At 72.3% G+C, this 14205-nt stretch carries 5 protein-coding genes; all 5 read left to right on the plus strand.

Annotated elements, in window-relative coordinates; translation table 11 throughout:
• Positions 1-4 precede the first annotated feature (4 nt).
• From AB0I98_RS44340 to AB0I98_RS44360, 5 genes are read left to right on the plus strand one after another with little or no spacing between them, the layout of a single operon-like run.
• Complete coding sequence (locus AB0I98_RS44340) at positions 5-7726, plus strand: amino acid adenylation domain-containing protein (protein ID WP_362951759.1); 7722 nt, start codon at positions 5-7, stop codon at positions 7724-7726.
• Positions 7726-11616: an amino acid adenylation domain-containing protein gene (locus AB0I98_RS44345; protein ID WP_362951760.1), complete on the plus strand. Its 3891-nt coding sequence runs from the start codon at positions 7726-7728 to the stop codon at positions 11614-11616. The genes AB0I98_RS44340 and AB0I98_RS44345 overlap by 1 nt, the downstream gene beginning before the upstream one ends.
• A gap of 30 nt (positions 11617-11646) precedes the next feature.
• On the plus strand, positions 11647-12378 hold the full coding sequence (locus AB0I98_RS44350) for an alpha/beta fold hydrolase (protein ID WP_362951761.1): 732 nt from the start codon (positions 11647-11649) through the stop codon (positions 12376-12378).
• Positions 12379-12403: 25 nt separating this feature from the next.
• The gene (locus AB0I98_RS44355; RefSeq protein ID WP_362951762.1) at positions 12404-13372 is read left to right on the plus strand and encodes an ATP-binding cassette domain-containing protein; all 969 of its coding nucleotides are present in this window, start codon (positions 12404-12406) and stop codon (positions 13370-13372) included.
• Positions 13369-14130: an ABC transporter permease gene (locus AB0I98_RS44360; RefSeq protein ID WP_362951763.1), complete on the plus strand. Its 762-nt coding sequence runs from the start codon at positions 13369-13371 to the stop codon at positions 14128-14130. Before AB0I98_RS44355 ends, AB0I98_RS44360 begins: the two co-directional genes overlap by 4 nt.
• Positions 14131-14205: the final 75 nt, after the last annotated feature.

Below are 14205 nucleotides of genomic sequence, written 5' to 3' on the forward strand. Positions count from 1 at the left end.
GTCGATGATTCCGCTGTCATTCGCCCAACGTCGACTGTGGTTCCTGCACCGTCTGGAAGGCCCGTCCGCGACCTACAACTTCCCGTTCGCCCTGCGCCTGGACGGGCCCCTGGACACGGCGGCCCTGGCCGCGGCGGTGACGGATGTCGTCACCCGGCACGAGAGCCTGCGCACGCTGGTCGTCGAGAACGCGGACGGCACGCCCGAGCAGCGGATCCTGCCGCCCCAGGAGGCGGCCACCGTGTTCCGGGTGGTCGACGTGGCCGCGGAAGCGGTGGACTCGGCGCTGGGGGAGGTCGTGTGCGAGGGGTTCGACCTGGACACCGAACTCCCCCTGCGGACCACCGTTTTCCGTATCTCCCCCCAGGAGCACGTGCTGGTGTTCGTGTTCCACCACATCGCCGCGGACGGGGCGTCGATGGCGCCGTTCCTGAAGGATCTGGTGTCGGCGTACACGGCCCGCCACCGGGGGAGCGCCCCGCAGTGGACGCCGCTTCCGGTGCAGTACAAGGACTACACGCTGTGGCAGCGGCAGCTGCTGGGCGACGAAGACGATCCCGAGAGCCTCGCCGCGGAGCAACTGGAGTACTGGCGGCAGGAATTGGCCGGAGTGCCGCAGCCGGTGCAGTTGCCGCTGGACCGGCCGCGGCCGACGGCCTCCGACCACCGCGGCGGGCACGTCGACTTCGAGCTGGACGCCGAACTCCTCGCCGGGGTGGGGAAGCTGGCCGCGGAGCGCGGTGCCACCGCACCCATGGTCGCCCAGGCCGTGCTCGCGGTGCTCCTGCACCACCTCGGCGCCGGCAACGACCTGACGGTCGGCAGCCCGATCGAGGGGCGCGCCGACGAGCAACTCGACGATCTGATCGGGTTCTTCGCCAACACCTGGGTGCTGCGCGTCGACCTGTCGGGAAACCCGGCGTTCGGTGATCTGCTGGAGCAGGTGCGGGAGCGCGCTCTTGCCGCCTACGACAACCAGGACGTGCCGTTCGAGCGCCTGGTGGAGCTGCTGGCGCCGGACCGGACCACCTCGTACCAGCCGCTGTTCCAGACCATGCTGGCCTGGCAGTTCGAGTGGTCGCAGATCGAGATACCGGGCCTGCGGGTCACCCCCCTGCCGGTGGGAACCGGTACCGCGAAGTTCGACCTGTTCTTCAACATCGTCCCGGCCCCGTCCGGGGGCGCGTACGGGCGCCTCGAGTACGCGGCCGAACTGTTCGACCACACCACGGCCGTGAGCATCGTCGACCGCTACCTGCGCGTGCTGCGGCAGGTGGTCGCCGACCCCGGGGCGCGGCTCGCTGCGGTGGACGTGCTCACCGACGCCGAACGCGACGCCCTGACCCGGGTGAACGACACGACAACGCCGGTATGCGGATCGACGGTGGTGGAGCTGTTCGCCGCCCAGGTGCAGCAGACCCCGGACGCGATGGCGGTGGTGTGCGGGCCGACCACGCTGTCGTACCGTCAACTGGACGCCCGCGCAGGCCGGCTGGCCGCGGTGCTGCGGGAGCACGGGGTCGGACCGGACGTCCTGGTCGCCGTGGCCCTGCCCCGCACCGCGGACCTGGTGGTCGCCCTGCTGGCCGTGCTCAAGGCCGGCGGCGCCTACCTGCCGATCGACCCCCACTACCCGGCCGCACGCGTCGGCCTGCTGCTCGGCGCGGCCGATCCGGCCCTGGTGCTGACCGACCACGCCACGGCGGCGACCGTGGCCGCCGGCCGGCCGCCGGTCCTGCACCTGGACGACCTGCCCCTGGACGGCCCCGCTCCCGAGGCCCCGGACGTCCGCATCGGGCCGGACCAGCTGGCCTACGTGATGTTCACCTCGGGATCGACCGGGACGCCCAAGGGGGTCGCCGTCACCCATGCCGCCGTGGCCAACGGGGTGCAGGACCTGCGCCGGATGGTGCAGGTCGAGGCGGGGTCGAGGATGCTCGCCGCGACCTCGGTGAACTTCGACGTCTCCGTGTTCGAGATCTTCACCGGACTCACCACGGGGGCGAGCGTCGAAGTCGTCCGCGACGTCCTCGAACTCACCGAACGCGACAGCTGGTCGGGCACCACCGTCTCCGCCGTGCCCACCGTGTTCGCCGCGCTGCTCGACCAGATCAACGCCCCGGGCGGCCTCCAACTCGACGTGGACACCGTCGTCTTCGCCGGGGAGGCGCTCTCGGCCGACCTGGTCCGCACGGTCCACGACGCCCTGCCCGGTGTCCGGGTCGTCAACGCCTACGGACAGACCGAAAGCTTCTACGCCACCACGTACACGCTCCCGCGCCAGCCCGCCGAAACCGGCGCCATACCGGTCGGACGGCCACTGGCCCACATGCGCGCCTACGTGCTGGGGCCGGACCTCGCTCCGGTCCCGCCCGGTGTCATCGGCGAACTGTACGTCGGTGGCCTGCTCGCCCGCGGCTACCAGGGCCGGCCGGAGCTGACCGCGGAGCGGTTCGTGGCCTGCCCCTTCGGCCCGCCCGGCGCGCGCATGTACCGCACCGGCGACCTGGCCCGATGGGACGCGGACGGCCAACTCGGCTACGCGGGACGGGCCGACACCCAGGTCAAGGTCAACGGCATCCGCGTCGAGCCGACCGAGATCGAGACGGTCCTCGCCGCGCATCCCGCGATCGGCCGGGCCGTGGTCACGGTGCGCGCGGACGACAGCGGCACCACGCGGCTCGTCGGCTATGTGGCGCCCGCGGCCACCGGCGCCAATGTGTCGGTGGCGGAGCTGCGGCAGTTCGCCGCCGAGCGGCTGCCGGACTACATGGTGCCCGCCGTGCTGGTGGTGCTGGACCGGCTGCCGCTGACCGCGAGCGGAAAGCTGGACCGGGCGGCGCTGCCCGAACCGGAGTTCACCGCCACCGCCTACCGGGCGCCGCGCAGTGAGGCGGAGCGGGTGCTGGCCGAGGTGTACGCCGACGTGCTCGACGCCGGGCAGGTGGGCATCGACGACGACTTCTTCACCAGCGGCGGGGACAGCATCCGCTCCATCCAGGTCGTCGCGCGCGCCAAGGCGCGCGGCGTCGTGGTCAGCACGCGGGAGATCTTCGAGCACCGCACGGTCGCCCGGCTCGCGGAACTGGTCGGGAGCCGGGCAGAAGAACAGCGCGTGACCCTGGCCGAGCTGCCGGGCGGCGGCGTGGGCTGGGCCCCGCTGCCGCCGACGGCGGCGCACGTACTGGCGCTGGGCGGCGGCATCGGCCGGTTCTGCATGTCGGCGCTGCTGACCCTGCCCGAGGACATCGACCGCGCGGGGCTGCTCGCCACGCTGCAGGCCGTGCTGGAGCGGCACGACGGCTTGCGGGCCCGGCTCGACCGGGCCCGGCCGGGCCTGCGGATCGAACCGGCGGGCAGCGTGGACGCCGGCAGGCTGCTGCGGGAAGTCCGCCACGGCGACGCCGATGTGCAGGCCGAGCTGGACGCGGCCGCAGGCCGGCTGGACCCGGACGCGGGCGTCATGGCGCAGTTCGTGCGGTTCACCTCCGACACGGACACCGACCGGCTGCTGATCGTGCTGCACCACCTGGTCGTCGACGGGGTGTCGTGGCGGATCCTGCTGCCGGACCTGGTGTCCGCCTGGCAGCGGGTCCGCGACGGCCGCACCCCTGCGCAGCCCGCGGTGGGAACCTCGCTGCGCCGGTGGACGCACGCCCTGGCGGACGAGGCGGCCACCGGCGAGCGGGTGGCGGAACTGCCCGTGTGGCAGGAGATCCTGCGCGCGGACGAGCCGGTGCTGGGAGCACGGGAGGTGGACCCCGCACGCGATGTCGCCGCCACCGTGGACACGGTGCGCGTCCAGGTCCCGGCCGACGTCACACACACCCTGCTGAACACGGTGCCCGCGGTGTTCCGCGGCGGTGCCGACGACGGACTGCTGGCCGCCCTCGCGCTGGCCCTCGCCAACTGGCGCCGGGCGCGGGGCACGGCCGGGGCCTCGACGCTGGTCCGGCTGGAAGGGCACGGCCGCGAAGAGCAGGTGGTGCCCGGCGCGGACCTGTCGGGCACGGTCGGCTGGTTCACCGCGATGTTCCCGGTGCGCCTGGACCTGACGGGCATCGACATCGCGGACGCCCTGGGCGGCGGCCCGGCCGCCGGACGGGCGATCAAGGCCGTCAAGGAACAACTGCGGGCGGTACCGGACAACGGCATCGGCTACGGCCTGCTGCGCCACCTCAACCCCCAGACCGCCGCCGCGCTGGCCGGAGCACGACAGCCGCAGATCGGGTTCAACTACCTCGGCCGGACCTCCGGCGCGGACCTCCCCGAGGACCTGCGGGGCCTGGGCTGGACGCCGGACACCACGCACCAGGACCTGATCGCCGCACCGGACGCGGACATGCCGGTGCTGTCGGCCCTGGAGATCAACGCGGTCGCCGCCCCCACCGACCGCGGCGACGAGCTGACCGCCTACTTCGGCTTCCCGGCCGGGGTGCTCTCCCGCGCCGAGGTGAGCGAGCTGGCCGACCTGTGGGTGCGGGCGCTGACCGGCCTGGCCCGGCACGCCGCCACACCCGGGGCCGGCGGGCTCACCCCGAGCGACGCGCCCCTGGTCGACGTGGGCCAGCAGGAGATCGACACCTGGGAGGCCCGCTTCGGCCGGCTGGCCGAGGTGTGGCCGGTGACACCGGCGCAGTCCGGGATGCTGTTCCACACGCTGCTGGCCGGGGCGTCGTTCGACGCCTACCACATGCAGATGGTGTTCCAGCTGTCCGGCGAGGTCGACCCGGAGCGGATGCGCCGGGCCGGCCAGGCACTGCTGGGGCGTCATCCGGGCCTGCGCGCGGCGTTCGTCGACCGGGCGGACGGCGACGTCGTCCAGGCGATACCGCACACGGTGGTGCTGCCGTGGCAGCACCTCGACCTGACCGCGGCCGGTGCGGCGGAGCGGACCGAGACGTTCGAGCGGTTCCTCGCCCAGGACCGCGCCACCCACTTCGCCGTGGACACGCCGCCGCTGATGCGGCTGGCCCTCGTCGTCCTCGAACCCGGCCGGGCCGACCTCGTGGTGAGCGCCCATCACGCCCTGTTCGACGGCTGGTCCATGCCGTTGCTGCTGCAGGACCTGCTGCTGCTCTACGCGAACGGCGCCGACCCGGCCGCGCTGCCCCCGGCCCGCGACTTCGGCGCGTTCCTGTCCTGGCGCGCCCGGCAGGACCCGGAGGCCTCCGCACGGGCGTGGGCGGCCGAACTCGCCGGAATCGAGGAGCCGACCCTGCTCGCCCCCGGCTCCGCGGGCCCCGGCGACGACGGTCGCGACCAGGTCGAGGTCGCCCTGCCGGCCGAGGTGGCGGGCGAACTGGGCCGGTGCGCCTTGACGTTGGGCGTCACCGTCAACAGCCTGCTCCAGGGCGCGTGGGCGCTGCTGCTCGGCGAGCTCACCGGCCGTCAGGACGTGGTGCTCGGCGCCACCGTCTCCGGGCGCCCGCCCGCCGTGGCGGACGTCGAGTCGATGGTCGGGATGTTCATCAACACCCTTCCGGTGCGCGTCACGTACGCGCCCGGCGACACCTTCGCCGAGGTCCTCACCCGGCTGCAGAGCCGGCAGGCCGGCCTGCTGGACCACCACCACCACGGGCTCCCGCAGATCCAGCAGTCCGTCGGCCTCACCTCCCTCTTCGACACGCTGGTCGTCTTCGAGTCGTACCCGGTCGACGAGAAGGGCCTGGGCGCCGCCACCGCCGCCGCGGACGGCATCGCCGTCACCGGCCTGCGCCTGTCCACCGGCACCAACTACCCCCTGACCCTGATGGCGGTTCTCGAACCGCACCTTCAGCTCACCCTGCAGTACGCGCGCGGTGTCTTCGACCGGGACACCGTGCAGAGGTACGCGGCCCGGCTGGTCCGCGTCCTGCGGCAGCTGGCGGCCACCCCCGACCGGACGGTCGCGCAGCTTCAGACCCTGGAACCGGCCGAACGCGACCGCCTCCTGGTGGAGTTCAACGACACCGCCGTCCCCACCGAGGACGTCACGATCACCGGCCTCGTCGAGGCGCAGACGGCACGCACCCCCGACGAGGTCGCCGTTCTCGCCGGGGGCGAGTCACTCACCTACCGCGAGCTGACCGCCCGCGCCGGCCGCCTGGCCCGCGAACTGGCCGGCCGTGGCGTGGGACCGGAGTCGGTGGTCGCGGTGTCGCTGCCGCGCACAGCGGACCTGGTCGTCGCTCTGCTGGCGGTCCTGAAGGCGGGCGGCGCGTATCTGCCGGTCGACCCCAAGTACCCCGGCCACCGCCTCGCGGCCATCTTCGACGAGGCCCGGCCGCGCCTGGTCCTGACGGACTCCGCGACCGTCGCGGTGCTGCCGGAGCACGACGCCCCGGACGTCCTCCTCGACACGCTCGAGCTGTCCGGCGACCACACCGGCCCCGAACCGGCCGTCCACGCCCAGCAGTTGGCGTACGTGATGTACACCTCCGGCTCCACCGGCACGCCCAAGGGCGTCGCCATCACCCACGCCACCGTGGTCAACGGCGTGCTGCGGCTGGCCTCCGCGGTGGGCCTGGCGCCGGGCAAGCGGCTGCTCGCGGGCGCGTCGGTCAACTTCGACGTCTCGGCGTTCGAGATCTTCACGACCCTCGCCACCGGCGGCACCGTCGAACTGGTGCGGGACGTCCTGGTCCTGGGCGAGCGCAAGGACTGGAGCGGCAGCGTCATCTCCACCGTGCCGTCCGCCTTCGCCGAACTCGTCGACGACCTCGCCGGCCGCACCCGCGTGGAGACGGTCGTCTTCGCCGGCGAGGCCCTGCCCGCCGCGCTGGTCGAGAAGGTGCACGGCGCCTTCCCGGGCGTCAGGGTCGTCAACGCCTACGGGCAGAGCGAGTCGTTCTACGCCACCACCTTCACCGCCACCAGCCACGCACAGGACGGGGCGGGCAGCGCGCCCGTCGGCACCCCGCTGGGCAACATGCGGGCCTACGTGCTGGGCCCCGGCCTTGCTCCGGTGCCGCCGGGTGCGGTCGGCGAGCTGTACGTCGGCGGGATGGTGGGCCGCGGCTACCACGGCCGCCCGGGCCTGACCGCCGAGCGCTTCGTCGCCGACCCCTACGGCCCGCCCGGCACGCGCATGTACCGCACCGGCGACCTGGCCCGCTGGAGCACCGAGGGCCAGCTGGAGTACGTGGGCCGCGGGGACGCGCAGATCAAGGTGCGCGGCTTCCGCGTCGAGCCCGGCGAGGTCGAGGCCGCGCTCACCGCACACCCCGAGATCGCCCAGGCCGCCGTCATCGCCCACAAGAGCGGCACCGGCACCCAGCTCATCGCCTACCTGGTGCCGTCGGGACAGACCTCCGGCGAACAGCTGCGCCGGTACGCCGCCGAGCGGCTGCCCGAGTTCATGGTGCCGTCCGCGTTCGTGCTCCTGGACCGGCTGCCGCTGATGCCCAACGGCAAGCTGGACCGGGCCGCGCTGCCCGAGCCCGAGTTCACCGGCGCCGCCTACCGGGCGCCGGGCACCCCCCGCGAGGAGACCCTGGCCCGGCTGTTCGCCGAGGTCCTCGGCGTGGACCGGGTCGGCGTCGACGACGGCTTCTTCGCCCTGGGCGGGCACTCCCTGCTCGCCACCCGGCTGATCAGCCGCGCCCGCGCCGAGCTGGGCATCGAGATACCCATCCGCAAGATCTTCGACCTGCCGACGGTGGCCGCGCTCGCCGCCTGGTCGCAGGAGTCGGCCGCCTCCCGTCGCCCCAGTCTGCGCGAGATGTTCGGTAAAGGAGTGAAGTGATGATTCCGCTGTCATTCGCACAACGCCGTATGTGGCTTCTGCACAGACTGGAGCGGGGGGCGGCGACCTACAACATCTCGGCGGCGTTCCGGCTGACCGGGACCCTGGACCAAGGCGCCCTCGTCGCGGCGCTTGGCGACGTGGTCGACCGGCACGAGATCCTGCGCACCACCTACCAGACGGACGACGGCGGTGAACCGTACTCGCGGATCCTGTCGACGGCCCAGGCGGCGCCGCAGGTGCCGGTGGTCGACGTGGCGCCGAAGGACATGGCCGGCGCGATCGACGAGGCCGTCGCGCACCGCTTCGACCTGTCGGCCGAACTCCCGCTGCGGGCCAGTCTGTTGCGCTGCTCGCCCGAGGAGCATGTCCTGGTCCTGGTCATCCACCACATCGCCTCCGACGGCAGCTCCAGCGCGCCGATGATGCGGGACCTGATCGACGCCTACACCGCCCGCTGCGGCGGCCGGGCGCCGCAGTGGGAACCGCTGCCCATCCAGTACAAGGACTACGCGGTGTGGCAGCGCGAGGTGCTCGGCGACGTGGCCGACCCGGGCTCGCTCGCCGCCGCGCAGGTCGAGTACTGGCGGGGGGAGTTGGCGGGGGTGCCGCAGCCGCTGAACCTGCCGCTGGACAGGCCGCGGCCGGCCGAGGCGGGCACGGACGGTGACACGGTCTCCCTGCTGGTGGCCCCGGAAGTGGCGGCCGGCCTGCAGAAGCTGGCCCAGGAACGCGGGACGTCCATGTCGATGCTGCTGCAGGCCGCGCTGGCGGTGCTGCTGCGCGGCCTGGGCGGCGGCGACGACGTGACGATCGGCTCGCCGATCGCCGGGCGCACCGACGAGGCGCTGACCGATCTGATCGGATGCTTCGTCAACACCCAGGTGCTGCGCGCGGATCTGTCCGGCAACCCCTCGTTCACCGACCTGCTGGCGCAGGTGCGGGAGAAGGCGCTGGCGGCCTACGAGCACCAGGACGTGCCGTTCGACACCCTGGTCGAGGCCATCAACCCCGAACGCTCCGCGGCGTACCAGCCGCTGTTCCAGGTGATCTTCGCCTGGCAGAGCTACGAGAAGCCGGACCTCGAACTGCCCGGCCTGCAGATGACGTTCGAGCAGGCCATCCCGTCGACCGCCATGGTCGACCTGACCTTCTTCCTCGGCGTGGACGAGTCGGGGGCGCTGCGGGGCGACCTGCAGTACGCGACCGACCTGTTCGACCGCGCCTCGGCCGAGGTGATCGCCGCCCGGCTGGTGCGGGTGCTGGAGCAGCTGGCCGCCGACCCCCAGATGCGCGTCGGGGACGTCGACCTGCTGATCGAGGGGGAGCGGGAGCGGCTGCTGAACGAGGTGAACGCCGCCGGTAGCGACATCCCCGAGGTCACCCTGGTCGAGCTGTTCGAACGGCAGGCGCGGCAGCGGGCCGACGCGGTCGCGGTGGTCCACGAGACCGCCACGCTCACCTACGGCGAGCTCAACGCCCGCGCCAACCGGCTCGCCCGGCACCTTCTCGCGCAGGGCGTGGGCCCCGAGTCCCTGGTCGGGATCTGCCTGGAACGCTCGGCGGACCTGGTCGTCGCGCTGCTCGCGGTGCTCAAGGCGGGCGGCGGCTATCTGCCGATCGACCCCGACTCCCCGGCCGACCGCATCGCCTACCTGGTCCAGGACGCCCAGCCGGTCCTGCTGGTGACCACCAGCACGACCGACGCGGCCCAGGACGCCGCCCAGGACCTGCCCCTGGTCCTCCTCGACCAGGCCGGCGCGTTTGCCGGGCAGGCGGACACCGACCTCACCGACGCCGAGCGCCGCACCGCCCTGCGCCCCGACCACACCGCGTATGTGATCTACACCTCCGGGTCGACCGGCCGCCCCAAGGGCGTGCTGATCCCGCACCGCAATGTGGTCGGGCTCTTCACCGCCACCGAGGACTTCGCCTTCGGCGCGGACGACGTGTGGACCCTCTTCCACTCCTACGCCTTCGACTTCTCGGTGTGGGAGCTGTGGGGGCCGCTGCTGCACGGCGGACGCCTGGTCGTGGTCCCCTTCGACGTCTCCCGCTCCCCGGGCGACTTCCTCAGGCTGCTGGCCCGCGAGCGGGTCACCGTCCTCAACCAGACCCCCTCGGCCTTCTACCAGCTCATCCAGGCCGACGCGGCGGACCCCGGCCAGGAACTGGCCCTGCGCTACGTCGTGTTCGGCGGCGAGGCCCTCGACCTTCACCGCCTCACGGACTGGTACGCCCGCCACGCCGCCGATGCGCCGCGGCTGGTGAACATGTACGGCATCACCGAGACCACCGTGCACGTCACCCGCATCGACCTGGACGAGCACTGCGCCGCCCGCTACCAGGCCAGCGTGATCGGCCCGGCCGTCCCGGGCCTGCGCGCCTACGTCCTGGACACCGACCTCAAGCCCGTGCCCCCCGGCGTGACGGGCGAGCTGTATGTGGCCGGCTACGGCCAGGCCCGTGGCTACCACGGCCGGCCGGCACTGACCGCGGGACGCTTCGTCGCCTGCCCCTACGGCGCGCCGGGCGAGCGGATGTACCGCAGCGGCGACCTGGTCCGCTGGGGCAGGAGCGGTCACCTGGAGTACGTGGGCCGGGCCGACTCCCAGGTCAAGATCCGCGGATTTAGGATCGAACTGGGCGAGATCGAGCAGGCGATGGCCGGACACCCCGGTGTGGCCCAGGCCGTGGTCGTGGTGCGCGAGACCACCGACGGCGACAGGCGCCTCGTCGGCTATGCGGTGCCCGAGCTCGACACCGGCCTGAGGGCGGAGGAGCTGACCGCGTACCTGCGGGAACGCCTGCCCGACTACATGGTGCCCTCCGCGCTGATCACGCTGCCGGAGATTCCGCTGACCTCGAACGGAAAGCTCGACCGGCGCGCCCTGCCGACCGAGGACACCCGGACCACCGTGGCGGGCCGCGGGCCGCGCAACGCCTACGAGGAAAAGCTGTGCGCCCTCTTCGGCGAACTCCTCGGCCTGGAGCAGGTCGGCATCGACGACGGCTTCTTCGCGCTCGGCGGGCACTCGCTGCTGGCCACCCGGCTCAGCGTCCGCATCCGCAACGACTTCGGCATCGACATCCCCATCAGGACGATCATCAGGTACCCCACGGTGGCCGAGCTGGCCGCGCTGATGCTCGCCGGCGGCATCCCCGACGACGACGCCGACTCCTTCGCGGTCGTCCTGCCGCTGAACAGCGATCCCGGGACCGGGAAGCCGCCGGTGTGGTTCTTCCACGGCGGGGGCGGGCTGGGCTGGGCGTACTACAGCTTCGTCCTGCACCTGCCGGACCGGCCGGCCTACGCCCTGCAGTCCCGCGGCTCCGACGGCGTGGAACCCCTCGCCGGCTCCGCGCAGGAGATGATCGACGACTACGTCACCCAGATGCTGAAGATCCAGCCGGACGGGCCCTTCAACCTGATCGGCTGGTCCTACGGCGGCACCGTGGTGCAGGCCGTCGCGGACGCGCTCGACCGGCGCGGCCACGAGGTCGCCCTGGTGGCCGTCCTGGACGCCCAGCCCGGCGGGCACGCCTTCAGGCAGGTCCACGCCGGCAAGGAGTCCTCCGACTATCGCGCGGAACTCGACGAATCCTTCAACCAGTACATCCGCACCGGCAACCGGCAGGGCTTCCTGGACACCATGTCGAAGATCCTGGCCAACAACGCGGCCCTCATGATGGATTTCGAATCGCCGGTCTACCGCGGCGATGTGCTGTATTTCAACGCCTCCCTCGAGGACACCTCGTACGCGCATCTGTGGCGGCCGTACGTTCTCGGTTCTCTCGACGTGCACGACGTGCGCGCCACGCACCACGAAATGCACATGCCCGGACCCGTGGCCGAATTCTTCGAGGTCGTGGGCAGCAAGCTGGCGTAATTCAACGAACCACCGAATGGATGATTGGGGTTGGCCGAGGTGACAGAACCCACGCTGCTGTGCGTGCCGTTCGCGGGAGCAGGTCCGTCGTTCTTCCACCCGTGGCGGGAGCTGGCCGCCGACCGCTGGCGAGTGGTCCCGGTCGAACTCCCCGGCAGGGAACGGCGGATCCTTCAGACGCCGTACCGCAATGTCGTCGAAGCGGCCAAGAACTCGGTCGACGACATCGTCGCGGAACTCGGCGAGGGGGCGCACACCGTGCTGTTCGGGCACAGCCTGGGCGCGGTGCTCGCCTACGAGCTGGTGCATCTGCTGCAGCCGCGCGGCGTGCACGTCGAGCGGCTGGTCGTCAGCGGCTCGCCGGGGCCGTGGACCCAGCGCGAGCGGCGGGCGGCGGGGCTGCCGGACGAGGAGTTCCTCGCCCGGGTCGAGGAGTTCGCGGGGTTCCGGCACGAGGCGCTCGACCACCCGGAGATGCGGGAACTGATCCTGCCCGTGCTGCAGGCCGACTGCGAAATGCACGAGAGCTACGTCCCGAGCACCGACGTACCGGTGTCGGTGCCGATCTGCTCGCTGCGCGGCGACCGCGACGGCCTGGTCACCGCCGAGGAGGCCCGCCAGTGGCGGGACGCGACCACGAGCGGGTTCAGCTATGCGGAGTTCCCGGGCGATCACATGTACCTGGTCGACAGCGGCCGTCAGGTGCTGGACGCGATCGAGGCGGAGTCCGCCCGCGGCGTCAGCGGCGTGACAGGTGCGTGACAGACCCGGAGAGGAACGTGGAGGCATGAGAAGTTCAGCGATCGCAGTTTCAGGGCTGCGCAAGGCTTATGGGGACAAGGTCGTGCTCGACGGCATCGACTTCGATGTCGCCGCGGGATCGATCTTCTCCTTGCTCGGCCCGAACGGGGCGGGCAAGACGACGACGGTGAACGTCCTGACGACGCTGCTGAAAGCCGACGCCGGCACGGTGCGGGTCGCCGGGCACGATGTGGTGACCGCCACCCGGCAGGTGCGCGCCGCCATCGGCGTGACCGGCCAGTTCGCCGCGGTGGACGAGCTGCTGACGGGCCGGGAGAACCTGCGCCTGATGGCGGACCTCAAGCGCGTGCCCGCCGGCGACCGGCTGGTCACCCAGCTGCTGGAGCGGTTCGACCTGGCGGGCTCCGCGGACAAGCTGGCCGCGACCTACTCCGGCGGCATGCGCCGCAAGCTGGACCTGGCGATGACCCTGGTCGGCACCCCGCAGATCATCTTCCTGGACGAGCCGACCACGGGCCTGGACCCGCGCAGCCGGCGCACGATGTGGGGGATCGTCCGCGACCTGGTGGCCGAGGGCACCACCATCTTCCTCACCACCCAGTACCTCGAGGAGGCCGACCAGCTCGCCGACCGGATCGCGGTGCTCAACCAGGGCCGCCTGGTCGCCCAGGGCACCCCCGAGGAGCTCAAGCGCCAGATCCCCGGCACCCACATCCGCTTCCGGTTCGCCGACCTCTACGAACTCCAGGCCGCCGCACGGCTCCTGGCCGGCTCCACAAGCGACGAGGAGGAGCTGACCCTGCGGGTGCCCAGCGACGGCGCGACGAGGTCGCTGCGGGCCCTGCTGGACCGGCTCGACGCGCACACGATCGACGCCCAGGAGTTCTCCGTGCACCGGCCGGACCTCGACGACGTCTTCCTCGCCCTGACCGACCAGACGGGCGCCGAGCACACGGGCGCCGAGCACACGAGCAAGGAGGCGATCGCACCGTGAGTGCCCTCTCCACGCCGCTGGCCGATTCGGCGATCATGCTGCGCCGCAACCTGAAGCACACCGTGCGCAACCCGGTCACGATGTTCAACGCGGTCCTGTTCCCCGTCGTGATCATGCTGATGTTCGTCAAGGTGTTCGGCGGCGCGTTCAGCGTCGGCGACCACTACATCGACTACGTGACGCCCGGCCTGCTCGTGATGGCCATCAGCTACGGGCTGGGGGCCACCGCGACGGCCGTCAACTCCGACATGACCAAGGGCGTCATCAACCGGTTCAAGGTCATGGACGTCTCCCGCGGAGCCATGCTCACCGGGCACGTCGTCATCACCACGGTGCGCTCCCTGGTGGGCTGCGCCGCCATCCTCGCGGTGGCCTTCGCGATGGGCTTCGACCCGGCCGCGAGCGCCGTCGACTGGCTCGGCGTGCTCGGTGTCGTGGTGCTGCTCAGCTTTGCGGCCGGCTGGCTCACCGTCGCCATGGGGCTGGCCGCGAAGACCGCGGAGTCGGCAGGCATGGCCGCCGTGCCGCTGATCATGCTGCCGTTCCTGAGCAGCGCGTTCGTGCCCGCGGACACGATGGGCTTCGGCGTGCGGCAGTTCGTCGAGTACCAGCCCTTCACCCCGGTCATCGAGACGCTGCGCGGGCTCCTCGCCGGCCACCCGTCGGGCGGCGACACGCTCGCGGCCCTCGCCTGGTGCGCCGGCATCGCCCTGCTCGGATACGTGTGGGCGCTCTCCACGTTCAAGAAGCGAGCCTGACCCGAACCAGCCCGGACCAGCCGGCCACTGTCCCCTCCCGAGCCGCCTCGGCGAACCGCACTTCGCCGAGGCGGC

The sequence above is a fragment of the Streptomyces sp. NPDC050211 genome (assembly GCF_040656035.1).
Classification (GTDB): domain Bacteria; phylum Actinomycetota; class Actinomycetes; order Streptomycetales; family Streptomycetaceae; genus Streptomyces.

Excerpts from the sequence above, each read along its gene's own strand:
- AB0I98_RS44340 (WP_362951759.1), top strand. The coding sequence starts at position 5 with ATGATTCCGCTGTCATTCGCCCAACGTCGACTGTGGTTCCTGCACCGT.
- AB0I98_RS44345 (WP_362951760.1), top strand. The coding sequence starts at position 7,726 with ATGATTCCGCTGTCATTCGCACAACGCCGTATGTGGCTTCTGCACAGA.
- AB0I98_RS44355 (WP_362951762.1), top strand. The coding sequence starts at position 12,404 with ATGAGAAGTTCAGCGATCGCAGTTTCAGGGCTGCGCAAGGCTTATGGG.